Origin of the sequence: Methylophaga nitratireducenticrescens (genome assembly GCF_000260985.4) — a bacterium.
Classification (GTDB): Bacteria; Pseudomonadota; Gammaproteobacteria; order Nitrosococcales; family Methylophagaceae; genus Methylophaga; species Methylophaga nitratireducenticrescens.
The window spans coordinates 618,154-634,571 of record NC_017857.3 but is presented as its reverse complement, the minus strand read 5'-3'; the positions used below and the strand labels follow the sequence as shown (position 1 = coordinate 634,571).

At 43.2% G+C, this 16,418-nt stretch carries 15 protein-coding genes; 8 read left to right on the top strand and 7 right to left on the bottom strand.

The window, feature by feature from the left end:
* Window positions 1–25 precede the first annotated feature (25 nt).
* Complete coding sequence (locus Q7A_RS02940; protein WP_041354870.1) at window positions 26–487, top strand: DUF302 domain-containing protein; 462 nt, start codon at window positions 26–28, stop codon at window positions 485–487.
* Between the two features lie 37 nt (window positions 488–524).
* On the opposite strand, the gene Q7A_RS02935 is transcribed toward Q7A_RS02940, so the two are convergent.
* The 3 genes from Q7A_RS02935 to gltX all read right to left on the bottom strand — a co-directional run bounded on the left by Q7A_RS02935 (window position 525) and on the right by gltX (window position 4,926).
* Window positions 525–1,400 (bottom strand): quinoprotein dehydrogenase-associated putative ABC transporter substrate-binding protein, encoded by an 876-nt coding sequence (locus Q7A_RS02935; protein WP_041354276.1) that lies wholly within the window; start codon window positions 1,398–1,400, stop codon window positions 525–527.
* A gap of 137 nt (window positions 1,401–1,537) precedes the next feature.
* Complete coding sequence (locus tag Q7A_RS02930; protein WP_014705843.1) at window positions 1,538–3,316, bottom strand: methanol/ethanol family PQQ-dependent dehydrogenase; 1,779 nt, start codon at window positions 3,314–3,316, stop codon at window positions 1,538–1,540.
* Between the two features lie 206 nt (window positions 3,317–3,522).
* Window positions 3,523–4,926, bottom strand: coding sequence for a glutamate--tRNA ligase (gltX, locus tag Q7A_RS02925; RefSeq protein WP_014705842.1), 1,404 nt, complete (start codon window positions 4,924–4,926; stop codon window positions 3,523–3,525).
* An 89-nt stretch (window positions 4,927–5,015) separates the two neighbouring features.
* On the opposite strand from gltX, the gene Q7A_RS02920 reads away from it, so the two are divergent.
* Together Q7A_RS02920 and Q7A_RS02915 are read left to right on the top strand one after the other, a co-directional pair.
* On the top strand, window positions 5,016–5,948 hold the full coding sequence (locus Q7A_RS02920; RefSeq protein ID WP_014705841.1) for a quinoprotein relay system zinc metallohydrolase 2: 933 nt from the start codon (window positions 5,016–5,018) through the stop codon (window positions 5,946–5,948).
* 61 nt (window positions 5,949–6,009) lie between these two features.
* Complete coding sequence (locus Q7A_RS02915; protein ID WP_014705840.1) at window positions 6,010–6,762, top strand: quinoprotein dehydrogenase-associated SoxYZ-like carrier; 753 nt, start codon at window positions 6,010–6,012, stop codon at window positions 6,760–6,762.
* Window positions 6,763–7,536: 774 nt separating this feature from the next.
* Here the strand turns inward: Q7A_RS02915 and Q7A_RS02910 are convergent.
* On the bottom strand, window positions 7,537–7,899 hold the full coding sequence (locus tag Q7A_RS02910) for a hypothetical protein (protein WP_014705838.1): 363 nt from the start codon (window positions 7,897–7,899) through the stop codon (window positions 7,537–7,539).
* A 196-nt stretch (window positions 7,900–8,095) separates the two neighbouring features.
* Between Q7A_RS02910 and Q7A_RS02905 the strand changes: the two genes are divergently transcribed.
* From Q7A_RS02905 to htpX, 5 genes are read left to right on the top strand one after another with little or no spacing between them, the layout of a single operon-like run.
* Complete coding sequence (locus Q7A_RS02905; RefSeq protein ID WP_089418498.1) at window positions 8,096–8,980, top strand: NAD(P)-dependent methylenetetrahydromethanopterin dehydrogenase; 885 nt, start codon at window positions 8,096–8,098, stop codon at window positions 8,978–8,980.
* Window positions 8,981–8,997: 17 nt separating this feature from the next.
* The gene (locus tag Q7A_RS02900) at window positions 8,998–10,008 is read left to right on the top strand and encodes a beta-ribofuranosylaminobenzene 5'-phosphate synthase family protein (RefSeq protein WP_014705836.1); all 1,011 of its coding nucleotides are present in this window, start codon (window positions 8,998–9,000) and stop codon (window positions 10,006–10,008) included.
* A gap of 33 nt (window positions 10,009–10,041) precedes the next feature.
* A complete protein-coding gene (locus Q7A_RS02895) occupies window positions 10,042–10,947 on the top strand; it encodes an NAD(P)-dependent methylenetetrahydromethanopterin dehydrogenase (protein ID WP_014705835.1) in 906 nt (301 codons plus the stop codon).
* A 24-nt stretch (window positions 10,948–10,971) separates the two neighbouring features.
* Window positions 10,972–12,069 (top strand): ATP-grasp domain-containing protein, encoded by a 1,098-nt coding sequence (locus tag Q7A_RS02890; protein WP_089418497.1) that lies wholly within the window; start codon window positions 10,972–10,974, stop codon window positions 12,067–12,069.
* A gap of 54 nt (window positions 12,070–12,123) precedes the next feature.
* A complete protein-coding gene (gene htpX / locus Q7A_RS02885) occupies window positions 12,124–13,005 on the top strand; it encodes a protease HtpX (RefSeq protein WP_014705833.1) in 882 nt (293 codons plus the stop codon).
* A 52-nt stretch (window positions 13,006–13,057) separates the two neighbouring features.
* On the opposite strand, the gene Q7A_RS02880 is transcribed toward htpX, so the two are convergent.
* From Q7A_RS02880 to gmhB, 3 genes are read right to left on the bottom strand one after another with little or no spacing between them, the layout of a single operon-like run.
* Complete coding sequence (locus tag Q7A_RS02880; protein ID WP_014705832.1) at window positions 13,058–15,139, bottom strand: EAL domain-containing protein; 2,082 nt, start codon at window positions 15,137–15,139, stop codon at window positions 13,058–13,060.
* Entirely contained in the window at window positions 15,126–15,878 is a 753-nt protein-coding gene (locus Q7A_RS02875) for a lysophospholipid acyltransferase family protein (RefSeq protein ID WP_014705831.1), read from the bottom strand. The genes Q7A_RS02880 and Q7A_RS02875 overlap by 14 nt, the downstream gene beginning before the upstream one ends.
* Complete coding sequence (gene gmhB, locus Q7A_RS02870; protein WP_014705830.1) at window positions 15,878–16,417, bottom strand: D-glycero-beta-D-manno-heptose 1,7-bisphosphate 7-phosphatase; 540 nt, start codon at window positions 16,415–16,417, stop codon at window positions 15,878–15,880. The genes Q7A_RS02875 and gmhB overlap by 1 nt, the downstream gene beginning before the upstream one ends.
* Between the last annotated feature and the right edge of the window lies 1 nt (window position 16,418).

The following is a 16,418-nucleotide window of genomic DNA, read 5'->3' as shown; positions in this document are numbered from 1 at the left end:
TTCAAAATTATTATTTTATTTGCCTATGACTCTAATAGAACGCCTAAAGATTCCTGCAATTGTAATTTCAAGCGTGTTGGTTATTATCGCATGCCAATCGCCAAACACTAATCGAATACTTGAAAAAAACAGCCCATATAACTACGAAGAAACTCTGGCAAATCTGGACATAGCCATCTCCGAATATAATTATCGGATAATTCATAAAAGTGAAATCGGTTCGGCAATCCGCGATCGCGGAGATGACAATTTCCCGCTCTCTACTGTCATCAGCTTTTGCAATATTACCTATGCAAAAGAAATGATGCTTATTAATGAACAGCTTATTAATGATATGCCCTGCATCATTACAGTTAGAGAAAGCACCAATGGTGTCATTATTGGTACCAGATTAATGGATGAACACGTTTCGAATAATGATCAGGCTCGTTTTGCCGCCCGAATTAACAATAATCTAATAAAAATAATGGAGGCTACCATTTTGTAACCTCCATTATTCATATCTTCTTTAGCTAAGTAGTGTTTTAATCGTCATCATCCTTTCGCGGTTTCTTGGCCGGTGTCGGACTGACATTTTCCAATGAGGGTAGATTGTATTCGGCGATAATGGCATTTATCTCATCTTTATTCTGATCAATAAATTTGTTGAGTAGCTTATTCCAATCTCTGTTTGAATAGCGCGTTGCCATACTGAAACTGAAGACATGAAGCTGCCCCAATTCATTTAATGGATTTACGGTAATTGGCACATCAGATATCTTGGCATGGTAACCGGCGACAGGGCCCCACATAGGGATAACATCGATTTTACCAGCGGCTAAATCTTCAATCGCTCGGCCAGGACTTGCATTTACATCACCACTCATTAACTGATAATAAGAAATTCGATCTCCTAATCCCATATCAATAATTGCTTTAGTGGAAACTGCACGATCAAACAAACCTATTTTTAATGGGCCATGCTTGGCATCAGCTTCTTTTAAATCTGAGAGCTTTTTGATTTCATAACCTTCCCCACTGCGATAGGCAACCGCCTCAATTGAACTGAAATACGGTTTGGTTGGCAGCATAAAATCGGTATGCTCAGGAACACTCATGGCCAGATCACACATATACCCGCCACGTTCCGGATGTTCTTTTTTAATCGTATTTCGTGCAAAACCTATACGTTGGGGAAACCAGTAATATTCAATTGGGATGCCTAATTTTTCACCTAACAACTCGGCAATTTTATTATCAAACCCTTCCTTGTTTTTATTTGAATACGGCATATTGTTAGGATCTGCACAGACTCTTAGAACTTCTTGGCCGGGTAGCGGCTTCAAGTCTTCTGCATTAACTGCAAACGTGGCCCCCATTAGAGCTGATGCAAGGATTGCCCATTTTTGTAGTTTTATCATTCTCTCTTCCTTATTACTTGTGGGAACTTTTATGACATTCTATATACCGTTTTTGTTCAAAAAAAAAACCCGGCATCTGTAAAGATACCGGGTTTTCTTGTCTAACTTAAGTATATTTTTTAATACACTTAAGGTTCTTACAGGCTAAATACGCTCAGAACACCACCCAGGTTAGTCCAGCTAGACAGTGCACGATATGCACCAACTGCACCCAGACCATCTGTGTCATTTTCCAAACTTGGGATAGCCATACCGATACCAGCCCAACCACCTACACCAGACAGGATAGAAATATACTGTTTGTTGTTGTGTTTGTAGGTGTTGACGTTACCGATAATGCCAGATGGCGTTTTGAATCTCCACAGTTCACGGCCTGATTGGGCATCGACTGCTTTGATATAACCTTCCAGCGTACCGTGGAACACAACGTCACCTGCGGTGGCCAAAGCACCTGACCAGACTGAGAAGCGCTCTGGGTTGGACCAGACGATTTTACCTTCACGCGCATCCCAGGCAATGAAGTTACCCATGTGCGTGTCACCTTCTGGTGGGTACATGCTCAGTGTCGCACCAACGTATGGTTGACCGGCTACGTATTCAACTTCGAATGGTTCGTAGTCCATACAAATATGGTTGGTTGGTACATAGAACAGACCCGTACGTGGTGAGAAGGCAGCAGGCTGCATATCTTTGCTACCCTGTGCTGCAGGACAGATACCGGTTGTGTTTACATCTGCACCGTTACGGGCTGTAGAGTATTTCGCTACACGATCCGGTAAACCGGTTTTGATGTTAATTCCTGTCGCCCAGTTAACAGTAGGGTCAAATTTTTCTGCAACCAGCAATTCACCTGTTTCACGATCCATGGTGTACGCAAAACCATTACGGTCAAAATGCACTAACATTTTACGCATTTTGCCTTTAATTTTTTGATCGACCAGGACATTTTCATTGATACCGTCATAGTCCCATTCATCGAAAGGCGTCATTTGGTAAACCCATTTCGCCATACCGGTGTCTAAATCACGACCGAACAGTGTCATTGTCCATTTGTTGTCACCCGGACGTTGTACCGGATTCCAGGTAGATGGGTTACCAGAGCCATAGTAGAACTGGTTCAGATCTGGATCATACGAATACCAACCCCAGGTTGTACCACCACCAATTTTCCACTGGTCACCCTGCCAGGATTTCAGTGAAGAATCCTTGCCAACAGGTTTCAGCATCGACATGGTTTTGTCTGGATCAATCAGCATTTCGTCATCCGGACCAACGCTGTAGGCTTTATACACGGTGTTACCGTCAAAGTCATAAGCTTGCACATAACCACGAACACCAAATTCACCGCCTGAAATACCGACGATGATTTTGTCATCAAAAACATGTGCCGCCGCAGTACTGGTCGCACCGACTTTTGGATCGTCACGCTTGTCAGACCAGACTACTTCACCGGTTTCCATATCCAACGCCACCAGAGTGGTATCAGCCTGGTTCAGGAAGATTTTGCCATCGCCATAAGACAGGCCACGGTTGACGGTGTCACAGCACATGACTGGTACCGTTTCATCGTAGTTTTGTTTTGGCTCATATTTCCATTTGATGGCGCCATCGTTGTTCAGATCAAGCGCGAAAACGATGTTAGGGAAAGGTGTATGGACATACATCGTGCCGTCCATAACCAAAGCGTTACCTTCGTGACCACGTAATACGCCGGTTGAGAAAGACCAGGCCATGTTCAGATCGTTGACATTGTCTTTGGTGATTTGAGTCAGTTCGCTGTAACGCGTATTTGCATAGTCACCAGCGGGCATAACCCAGTTGTTATCATTTTTTTGCATTTCCAGGAGTTCATCTGCAGCGACCAGTCCTGGTACGGCTAACCCCATCATTGCAATTGATAATGTTTTCAGCTTCATAAAGTTGTCCTCTATTTACTTTTTAGTATTTACGTCACGACATGTTCAAAATGAACCTCATGCGTAGGACGAACCTTAATACCACTTCCCGACTTCGTCAAGAACTTTGCTTAGGTTTTTTGTGAGTATTTCCATCTAAATTTCGGGAATAATTTCCCAAGGCCATAACTAATTGAAAATAAAGAACTTAATTTCCTCACTCGAATCTAGGCACGATCTTTGATCCACTCAATCGATCGTTTAATTGCATCCAATGCGCGCTCACGACCATATAACTCCAATGTTGCATCTAATGATGGAGAAACCGTATTCCCCGTAATTGCTACCCGTATGGGCTGGGCAACCTTACCCATGCCAACTCCATGTTTTTCGGCACAATTTTCTAGAAGACCATGAATAGGTTCCGCCAGCCATTGTTTCAGTTCAGACAGCTCAGAAAAAACTGCCTTCAATAACGGCAGACTATTCTCATTCAGATTTTTGCTGGCCGCTTTTTCATTGTAGCTTTCCACTTTTTTATAAAAATAGACGCTGGATTCTGCCATCTCTTTCAGGGTCTTAGCACGTTCTCGCAATAACACCACAACCTTAGTTAACGCTGGGCCATTAGTTGGGTCAATACCTAATTCCCCCATATGCCAACTTAAATGTTGAGCAACATGTTCTGGGTCACTGGTTTTAATATAGTGTTGATTAAGCCAAATTAATTTATCGGTATTAAAACTCGAAGCTGCCCTATTCACATCTTGAATATTAAAAAGCTGTGTCATTTCTCCAAGCGAAAAAATTTCCTGATCCCCATGAGACCAACCCAATCGAACTAAATAATTCAACAAAGCTTCGGGAAGATATCCTTGATCACGATAATTCATTACGCTCACTGCACCATGGCGTTTTGAAAGCCGCGCCCCATCATCACCCAAAATCATAGGAACATGCGCAAATAAAGGAGGCTTGGCACCCAAAGCATTGAAAATATTAATCTGACGTGGGGAATTATTGAGATGATCGTCACCGCGAATGACATGTGTTATCTGCATGTCAAAATCATCCACTACTACTGTCAGGTTATAGGTTGGCGTGCCGTCTGGACGAGCAATAATTAAATCATCAAGTTCGCTATTTTCAAAAACTACATTGCCTCGAATCATATCTTTAACAACGACTTGACCAACGGTAGGATTTTTAAACCGAATAACCGGTTCAACGCCTTCTCTTGGAGTAGATAAATGACGACACCGCCCGTCATAGCGTGGTTTTTGTTTATTAGCTCGTTGTTCTTCACGCATCGCTTCCAGTTCATCCTTACTGCAATAACAGTAATAGGCGTCTCCCTGATCCATTAATTGTTGAATGACTTCCTTATAACGATCAAAACGCTCAGTCTGATAAAAAGGGCCCTCATCATAATCCAGACCAAGCCAGGTCATGCCTTCAAGAATGGCATTCACTGATTCAGCAGTTGATCGTTCAAGATCGGTATCCTCTATTCTGAGGATAAACCGTCCACCATGCCTTCTGGCATATAACCATGAAAAAAGCGCGGTTCGGGCACCTCCTACATGTAAATATCCTGTTGGGCTTGGCGCAAAACGTGTGCGAATTATCATAATCAAAGCTCTCTGCTGGCTAAATAGATGTATTGAATAAAGTACGTTATTGTAACAGTCTAGAGGCTGTCATATAGTGAGGCATATATATGCATTTATTGATTTCGTTTTTTTCGTTTATGGCTTTATCAATTGCTTTTGCGAGCGAGAGTCAGGTAAATCGTTATTCTGTAAAGCAGGTTGCGGAGGGTATTTTTTACCATCAGGGCAATCACGAAGAAGCTAATGCTGAGAATCTGGGCGCTATTGCCAATGTTGGCTTTATTATTGGTGAAAAATGTATTGCAGTGATAGATAGCGGCGGCAGTTTTTACGAAGGTGAGTTATTGCGTAAATCTATTCGCCAGCATAGTGACTTACCTATTTGTTATGTTATTAATACTCATGTTCATCCGGATCATGTGTTAGGAAATGCTGCTTTTACAATTGATAAGCCAGAATTTGTAGGGCACGAAAAATTACCGGCAGCAATGGCTAGTCGTCAACAACATTTTGCGAGACAATTTTCAGAGATTTTGGGTGATGCCTATAAAGGTACTAAGTTTATTGAAGCAGGGACACTGGTACAGGTTGACTCGCCGATAAAATTGGAGCTTGGCAACCGACCACTGGTACTAACGGCTTATACCACTGCCCATACTGATCATGATTTAACGGTTTATGATGTTAATAGCAGCACCTTATGGACCGGTGATTTACTTTTTGTTGAACGTATCCCAGCATTGGACGGCAGTATTAACGGTTGGATCGATGCCCTAGAAACACTGGGTGAACGTGATGTAGAAATGGTTGTTCCAGGTCATGGACCAGCTTTTGACGGCAAACAATCAAAAGGTTGGCAGGATTTATTGCACTACCTGACGACTGTCCGTAAAGAGGTCAGGGACATTATTAACGATATGGGAACCATTGAAGAGGCCATTGCCTCGGTAGGCACACAAGAAGCTGATAAATGGAAACTTTTTGAAGAGTATCATCGTCGAAATGTTACCGCTGCTTATGTAGAATTAGAGTGGGAATAATCCCTGGGAGAGAAAAATGATGGGCCGAAATACAATTTTTTGGGCTGTAATTAGCATATTGATGAGTCATAGCCTCATTACACAGGCTACAACAGCTGAAGAGGATTTATGGTCGGGGCTTAAGCAAACTTATTTTGGCGATCGTGAAATACGTGAAAATGCAGAGGATATTTTGAGCCTTGAAGCGCCTACCCGAGCTGAAGATGCTGCCATTGTCCCAATTAGTGTTAAATCCGTTCAACCGCAAACTGCTGAAAGATACATCAAAAACATACATATCATCATTGATAAAAATCCGATGCCCTACTCTGCAAATTTTCACCTATCACCAACACTAGGTGATATTGATATTGCTACACGTGTCAGAGTCGACCAATACACTGACATGCGTGCTATCGCGGAAATGAATGACGGTTCTTTGCACATGGTCTCAAAATTTGTCAAAGCCTCAGGAGGATGCAGCGCTCCGGCGGGTAAAGATATGGAAGCGGCAATGGCTCGTTTGGGCAAAATGCAGATCCGGATGCGCGAAGCCAACATTGGAGAAACGACTCAAGCACAGGTTGTTGTGAGTCACCCGAATAATAGTGGTTTACAGTTTGATCAAAAAACTCGCGGTTATATTCCACCGCATTATGTAAAAGAAATTGTTATAGATTTTGCAGATGAAAACCTGATCACGCTTGAAGCAGGTATTTCAATCAGTGAAGATCCTAGCATCCGTTTTAGCTTTACTCCTCAAAAGCACGGGGTATTGAAAGCTATGGTGAATGACAGTAAAGAAATGACCTATAGTTCAGATAAACAAATTTAATTACGTTTATTAAGGAACTGTATGGGAACAGTTTTATAGTGTAGTAGTGATCCGCTTAGACAATTTGAACGGTTCCGTGATGACACGCCGGTGGTAACTATATCACCGGCGTGTTCATTTTCTGTTCGAAGCTTGTTAACAAGTTTTTTTGTCTGCAATTTACGCTCGCCATTTATTTCTCAATACATTTCAGAATTAGAATTACCTCCGGCAGTGAAAACCGTCGGTAAATCATGCCTTTTCGACCATTGAGAACCACAAATATAAACAGGCCAATCCATATGCTCCAGCCATGACCACAGACGGCGGATCGCAATGAGCCATTGACAACAAAGCATTTTCCGAAGAAAGCCCCTTCCCGATAGCGCGATCGTCGATATGCTCATTGTAAAAGAGCCCAGCTCCGGACATGATAAAAGCTGGACTCCGAAACCATCAGATTAGTCAAAATAGCGTCGGAAGACTCCTTCACTCCACCGACACAGGGCATGACCATAGGGTCACATTTGGCAGAGTAGCCATATTTTGCCTGCAGAAAAACTAGCCTCTATTCCAACTTCAGAGTCAGCACCTGTCGGAACAATGAAAACCTACTGCGTTCGGCACATTAAAATATCTGAAAACAACATTACCTTGCTAAATTAAAGACATATTGAGTGCTTGGCACCGTTAAACTTGTCTTAAACCATACCATTGATTACCGCCTAAATTTACGGTAACGGTATCGTTTTTTAATAACATTTTGTCATTTTTCGGACTTGGGGCATTAAAATTCTATTGAATTCGACATTCTTTATAAGCAGAAGCCGATAGCTCTTCGTATTTATCGATACCACTACTCAAGCCTTTATCATCACGAAATTGTGCCCCACGATCAGCAGGAAGGTTTTTATACATGTATCCAGTGTTAATGTCTTCGAACTCAGTCTGCGTGAATGCCTCATCAAGCTTATCAACAACACATGAGCATTTATGTACACCTTCATAGACATTTAATTTTGTATTTGCTTGCATGCAATCGTTAACATATTGAACTTTTGTGACCGTTGAAAAATCCTTTTGATTCTCAGCAATAGCGTTAAAACTTAACATGCTTGCACTTGCTAAAAGGGCTGTCGACAGAATGGTTTTCTTCATTCTCTACTCCTAAAATTTAATTATTATGGTGTTGATGTGACTGATTCTTAACAACACAAGTTCCTACATAAAAGCAGGATATTGCCACTTTATCAGATCACCAATCAATGTTTTTGACGGAACACTTATACAGTTAAATTTCCTCACTTAAACAACATAGGGTAAAATTCAGCGTTTACTTATCTCACATCAAGCCATGCTAAATGCAGGAGAACATGATGAAAAAATACTGCTACATCTCGATACTGATACCGTCGCGAGCACTTTTGACCAAGCTGTTGCCTATGACTCGGGGGTTGACAACATCATCGCTCATGGCGGAGCAACTCGTGACAATGTCACCGCTCATGTTCATGGCATGATTTTTACTCGCGGAGGTAAAAACCTTAAAAACAGCGCAATTTTCATTGGTGGTTCAAATGTAACTGCCAGTGAACTGGTTGGAGAAGCGGTAAAAAAAGCATTCTTTGGCCCAGTTCGGGTTTCGGTAATGCTGGATCCAAATGGTTCAAACACTACCGCAGCCGCTATCGCACGTAAAGTAATGACCAATTACGACATAACAGGCAAAAATGTGGTGATTCTTGGTGCTGGCCCTGTTGGACAACGAACGGCATTGTACTTATTGAAAGAAGGAGCCAGTAAAGTAACCTTGACCTGCCGTAGTATGGCTCGCAGTAAAGCTACCGTTGAGCATATGAAGAAGGCTTATGGTGTTGATGTTATTCCTGGCGAAACACGAAGTGATGAAGCAGTTACAGCATTACTCAAAGATGCTCATGTCGCCATTGCTGCCGGGCCCGCAGGTGTTTGTATCGTACCTGAAGCGACTTGGACTGCCAGCAAGACTCTCGAAGTGATCGCAGACGTGAATGCAGTTCCTCCGTTAGGCGTTGAGGGCATGGAGGTTATGGATAATGGAACGGAAAAACAGGGGGTACGTTTTTACGGTGCCATTGCAATTGGTAACTTTAAAATGAAAGTACACCGTGGCGCTGTAGCATCGTTATTTGATACCAATGATTTATTCTTGGATGAAACCACTATTTACGATATCGCCTGCAAAATCGACAACGCTTAGTGACAACAGTGCAACAAATGGCTTCGCCTGTTCGACAGCAAATTATTAGCGTACAGGCACCAGCAAGGCTTCACCTTGGCTTTCTGGATCTAAATGGCGGCTTAGGCCGTCATTTTGGTAGCATCGGCTTAGCAATAGACAGCCACTTCACGCATATCAGCCTGACCGAAAACGACAATCATTTTCTCGCTGAAACACAACTTTCAGATTCGGTACAGAACAAAATTAATAAACTGATCGGTCAGTTTTACCTGACATTGGGAAAAGACATCCCTATCGATCTTCGTCGGGTCAGGTTGCATGTTCATTCGTTAATTCCGGAACATGCAGGGCTGGGGTCAGGCACTCAGTTAGCACTGGTGATTGGTCGTATATTGGCGACATATCATCAACGGGATTACACCACCCCAAGGATAGCTCAAGCAATGGACCGTGGAAAGCGATCTGGTATTGGTATCAATACATTTGATCGTGGCGGTTTTGTGGTCGATGCAGGCTTGGGAGTAAACTCTCCAACACCTGTCAAATTATTTCAGCATGATTTTCCTTCTCAGTGGCGGCTGGTGATGTTGATGGACAAAAACCATCAGGGTATACATGGTCAAACCGAAATTCAGGCTTTTCAACAGTTGCCAGCATTTCCTTTGCTACATAGCCAGAAGATTTGTCATTTGACTTTAATGCAATTACTGCCTGCGCTAATAGAGCAAAATATTGAATTGTTTGGCTCCGCAGTCAGCGAAATTCAGACACTCATTGGTCAACATTTTGCCCCGGCACAAGGCGGCCAATACACCAGCAAGGCAATAGCCAAATTAATACAGCACTGCCAGTCTTTGGGGTTTAGTGGTATGGCACAAAGTTCATGGGGACCAACATCCTGTGTATTTACCGAGAACCAGTCTCAGGCAGATCGTCTTATAGCTGAACTTCGCGGCATGATTAATTCAGATAGTCAATTGCAGAATATCGAATTATTAAGTGCTACTGGTGTAAATCAGGGTGCTGCCATTACAATCGACGACTAGACGTTACATTTTTATAAATAGTGAGGAATTAACATGTCCAAGCGTTCCATCATTCATATGCTCAACCCTATGAAACAAAACAGTCCGTTTGATATCAACATGGCATTGGATGCCGGTTACGACATCATCATGCCCTACAACAATGTTGAGTTGAATGAGGTGGCCAGCTTAACACAAGATGCCATTTTTTCCCGTGGTCCTTCCGGTGTAAAAAAGACAGGTATGTTTATCGGTGGAAGAGATATTGGCCTGGCGATGGATATGCTTGATGCAGCCAAGTCTGCAATGGTACCGCCATTCGAAATTCCGGTATTTGCTGATCCAAGTGGCGCTTTTACCACTGCAGCGGCGTTAGTGGCCTGTGTCGAACGAGAATTAAAGAAACAGTTCAAACAGGATTACAAAGGTGTTAAAGCGGTTGTGTTTGGCGGTACCGGTCCAGTGGGACTTGCCACCGCAGTAATCGCAGCATTGCAAGGTGCTGAAACCACGATTGTTGATCACTTTTCACTGGATACAGCTCTGCAGTTTTCTGATGAAGCCCGTAAACGTTACGGTGTTAATTTACGAGCCACCACTGCAGCATCTGACGCAGATAAAGCCCGTCTGTTAAGCGATGCTGATGTGGTTTTCTGTACAGCAAAAGCGGGCATTCAGGTATTGAATGCATCCGTACTGGGTGATGCCAAACAACTAAAAGTAGCAGGTGATGTGAATGCAGTTGCACCTTTGGGAATTGAAGGTTTAGAGTTAATGGATAACGGTAAACCTTTGAAATTTGCATCTCAATGTCCAAAAGCGGTTGGTATCGGTGCACTTGCAATAGGTAATGTGAAATATAAACTACAGCAAGCTTTACTCAGAGAAACACTTGAAAGTGATAAACCTGTTTATCTGGATTTCCGAAACGCCTTTGAAGGTGCTCGTAAACTAGTTTAAGCATAGAAAGTACAGGAGCCAGTAATGGCTGGTCATCCCAGGCTCCTGTTGATCGTTGCACAAAGCGCAAGAATGTTGGCGCAATCGGCTAGACGTGAGGGTTTTACCCCCCGTGTAGCTGATTGCTTTGCTGACATTGATACCCTCGAAGCTGCGGATAGATTTTTGAAACTATCTGCGTTGGATAACCTTGAAGCCCATCAATGGCTACAGGCCATTATTACCTTAAGTGATGATGAGCCATGCTGGTTAATCTGTGGCACCGGTATCGAGCGTTTTTATCCTGCCCTGTTACAATTACCCCCCCATATCAAATTTGCAGGCCCCTCATATGAATGCTTTGAGCAGATTTGCCTTCCTGAAAAATGGATTACGATACTGGATAGTTTATCTTTACCCCATCCACCAACAACATTTCAAAAAAAACAGACGTCAAATAGTAAATGGTTAGCCAAATCGGCTGCCAGTTGGGGAGGAACGCATATTGTTGAAGCAAATTCGGTAGCAGAAAGTCCCGACCGTTATTATCAACAATACATTGAGGGTATCAGTGGATCCGTACTGTTTCTGGCTGCAGCGAATGACATTCAATTGTTACTTTTCAACCAGCAATTTACTCGCGAGACCAATGATTTCAGCTTGAAGGCTATTACCAATGAGCTGCAACTTAATCCAAACCAACGACAATTTCTCCATCAGGCATTACAAAAACTGACCCTGCGACTTGCGTTATCGGGGTTGATGTCTTTAGACTTTCTGCTCAATCCTGCTGGCGAAATCTTTCTGCTAGAAATCAATCCACGGCCTACCGCATCATGTCAATTATTGCCTGCTACCGCTTCAATTATCAATTGGCAACTGACAGGGTCAACTGGTTTTATTCCTGAAGCCACCGATGAACTTTCAAAAAAAAAGCGACTCTTATGGTTTTGTTTTGCCCCGGAACAAATCATTATTCCGGCTGATTTTGACTGGCCAGATTATTGTAATGACCTGCCTGCCGGAGGAAGCGTTATTGATAAGGATGACATCATTTGCAGTTTAATGCTGGACGAAACCGAGCAGAATAATGCTCATCATCTGGCAAAGATATTGGTTAAACATTTATCGGTTACCGCTTGAAAACATTTCGCTGCTGACCCATATTACTGACAACTTAATCTCAAGGAATATCGAATGAAACGAATCATGTTGTACCTTGCCACCAATATTGCGGTGTTAGCGGTATTAAGCGTGACAATGAGACTGCTCGGTATAGATAGCCTGCTGGATGAGCAAGGTGCAGGTTTAAATATGACTTCCTTACTTATTTTTGCGGGAATTATCGGCTTCAGTGGTTCATTCATTTCTCTGGCGATTTCCAAATGGACTGCCAAACGACTGACTGGCGCCGAGGTGATTACCTCTCCTAAAAACTCAACTGAAAAGTGGCTGGTTGACACGGTTTCACGCCAAGCACAACAGGCGGGCATCGGAATGCCTGAAGTGGCCATCTTCCAATCCCCCCAACCTAATGCTTTTGCCACCGGCATGAATCGTAACAACGCATTAGTTGCGGTCAGCAGCGGTCTGATGCAAACCATGACTCAAGATGAAGTTGAAGCCGTTTTAGCTCATGAAGTCAGCCATGTTGCGAATGGAGACATGGTCACCATGGCGTTAATCCAAGGGGTAGTCAATACATTCGTTATTGTATTATCAAGAGTCATTGGTCATTTAGTGGACCGGACAGTTTTCAAAACCGAACGAGGTCATGGTCCAGCTTTTTGGATTACCTCAATCATTGCAGAATTAGTGCTGGGTATTCTCGCCAGTATTATCGTGATGTGGTTCAGTCGTCAGCGTGAGTTTCGTGCTGATGCCGGTGCAGCAAGACTGGTTGGCTCAGGTAAAATGATTGCTGCATTACAACGTTTGGCCGGAACTGCCGATGAACCTTTACCGGATCAATTACATGCGTTTGGTATTTCCGGTGGCCGAGCAGGTATATCAGCGTTATTTATGACTCACCCTTCACTTGAAAAACGTATTGAGGCATTACGCACAGGACGTCGCTAAGCAATAAAAAGCCGGTTATAAAAACCGGCTTTTGGGTCACAGCAGAAAAACACTAAAGATCTTCTTCTTCAAAGTTGTAATCAAGCCGATCCGAAGGTTTATGAATATAAAATCCCTGAGCATAATCGACACCTAATCGCCATAGCAGAGCCATGCTGACAGCATCTGAGACAAATTCGGCAATAGTGCGTTTATCAGCATGTTTTGCCATTTCGACGATGGCTTTGATTGCTGCCTGATTTTCGGCATCATGCGCCATATTCTCAACAAAATTGCCATTAATTTTCAGATAATCAACATCCAGCACGCTCAGGCTATGTGAGAAATCAATACCGGAACCGAAGTGCTCAAGACCAAATTCACAACCGATAGCCTTCAACTTGGCAATGGTATTTTTGGTATCTTCAAGATTATCCAATGCAGCAGTTTCACTGATTTCAAAAATCAACGCCTGGCCGGTCAGATTGTGTGCTGCCAGAGTTGCCGATAGCCAGTCTACATAATCTTTTTCGTGCAACGTTTGTTCGGAAAGTTTTATAAAAAAACGAGTTTTTGGGTGGGTCTGGTGATGTTCTGCAAGTTTTTTCAGTGCCGTACGAATTACCCATTTATCGACTTCCGTCATCATTTGTAATTTGACGGCATATTGAATAAATTCTTCCGCTCGCAAAGTTTTGTCACTGTCTTGGAGTCTCAACAAAATGTCATAAAGTTCTTGCTGCGGACCGTGTAAACCGACTATAGGCTGAAAGTGAATACTGAATAAATCTTTTTTCAGCGCATTTTGTAATATTGCCTGCCAAGCTGAAAGATCAGTGGTATCAGCTTGTGTCATTTTGTCCTGGAACCGGGCTGTTTGATTACCGCCAGCATGCTGAGCGATCGTACAGGCCTTATCAGCATTTTCCAGAGCAGTCTGGGCTGACGCCATATTTTCACTGATGCGAGCAATGCCGATACTGCAATGCAGATCAATAATTTTACCGTTGGCATGAGAAACAAATTCATCAACGCTTTTCAGAAAAGCTTCTGCGCGCTGGTTTACGACATTTTCATCTGCGTCAGGGATGACTATGGTAAAAATCTGGTCACCGTAACGTCCTAATGTTTCTCCATCCTGTGCCGTTTTGCGTAACAATTCAGCAACGCTTTTAATAACCATATCACTGGTTGCCAAGCCAACCATTTCTTTTATCTGCTGGAAATCATCAAGCACCATATACAGTAATGCAGAATCTTTTTGGTTTTCAGCTGCCTGATTAACGGTTTGCTGTAACTCATCCACAAACCGGCTCCGATTATATAGGCCTGTCAGTAGATCAAAATCACGCAATAAAATAAATTGTTCATTATCGTCGGTAATGGTTGAACTTCGGTCACGAACCACGACTTGAGTACAATCTTCTCCCTCCACTTGAGCATGGCTGAATTCAATATCGGCATCAAACACAAACCCATCGTTTCTCAGGCATTGAACCGTTACTGTTGCTGGTTTTGCATCATTTTGTTCAGTGAACTGCCGGAAAACCATTTTGAATTTTGCATGGTCTTCACCGTTAACCAGATCCAGGATAGGCAAACCATCAATTTCTTCCTGCTCTTCATAACCAAACAAAGTGAGGTAGGCATGATTAACATATAAATGCATACCCTCGTGCATATAGGCGACAGCATCTCGCGAACTTTCCAGCAGCGCACGAGAACGTTTTTCACTTTCGCGAAGCGCCCGTTCATTACGCCGTCCCAGACGCCGCATAAATAAATTATCCAACTCGCGCTCTGCGACAAACTGCAACCGTTCAACATCATCTTTTAAGACAACATCTTGAACACCCGTTCGAAACAGCTCTTTTTCTGCTTCTTTATGTTCGGTAATGACGACACACGGAAGATCTTTACCCAGACGTTTGATCAAGTTAACAATTTCAACAGGCGCCAAGGTTGGTAAATGATCCCGGCAAACAAGAAGGTCCCAGCTTTGTTTACATAAAGACTGTTCTAATGCATCAAAATCATCTTCTCGTCCAGCTCTGACAGCATGCCCAGCACTACGCAGCGTATTAATGACTGCATCTGCCTCAGTAAGAGAATCATCAACAATTAATAACCGTAAAATACCTTCAGCTCTCGCCACGCTGTTCACCTTTAGTAATTTCCACCGGTGTTTTCCCTTCCAGTTGGGTCATGGTTATTGTCATCCAATCATACGCGTGCTGGTTAACGGCAGTTGCCGACAAATCATGAGTGTCTATCTTAGTGCCTATCACCATTTTGATCACTCCAGGTCGTTTCAGGAATCCCCTTTTTGCCCAAAAGCTTCCAGCATTATGTGCCACAGGTATGACTGGAACGGCAGTATTCACTGCTAAACGTGCTCCACCAATACCGAATCGACCTATGGCTCCTGGAGGCAAACGAGTCCCTTCAGGAAACACCACCACCATTGCACCTGATTGCAATCGCTCTTTACCCTGCTCTATTACTTGATGCAAAGCTTTACGGCCAGCATTACGATCAATAGCAATTGGCCGTAACGACGCCAGTCCCCAACCAAAAAAAGGAATCCATAATAATTCACGTTTTAGCACCCATACCTGAGGAGGAAACACAGCCTGTAAAGCCAGTGTTTCCCAAGCTGATTGATGTTTGCATAAAATCACACAAGGCTCTGTCGGAATATTTTCGCGCCCTTCGACTTCAAGCCTTAATCCACAAATAATTTTTAACAGCCAGATATTCATGACCGCCCACCGGCTGACCACCCAGTAGCGTTGTTTAAACGGTAATGGCCAGATTAGCACGCCAATTACCGAGAATAGAATGGCTGTTATTGCGTAAATGATCAGAAAGATGAATGAACGGAAAATTTGCATCAAATTACGATTTCCAACAATGCATCGGCTACTGCAGCCAGATTGTCATATATCGGCACATCCTTGGGAATGCCTTTCTTCAGAGTCTTTTCACCTTTTCCGGTGCGTACCAGTATGGGTTTGGCTCCTGCAGATTGTGCCGCCTGGATATCGCGTAGAGAATCCCCTACCGCAGGAACATGGTCCAGGTTCACTCGTAACCGGTGAGCAAGTTCTTTAAATGCCGCATCTTTAGGTTTTCGGCACTCACAATTATCATCGGGACCATGTGGGCAGAAAAAAATGGCTTCGATGCGTCCACCAACTTGTGCCAGCATTCGTCGCATTTTGCTGTGGATACGGTTGAGAGTTTCCACATCCAGAAAACCTCTGGCAATACCAGACTGATTGGTGATAATCACCACCCGATAACCTGCATAATTCAATCTCGCAATGGCTTCCAGACTACCTTCAATAGGTCCCCATTCTGACGGCGATTTAATAAAATCATCCGAATCATGGTTTATCACACCATCACGATCAAGAATTATCAGCGACATA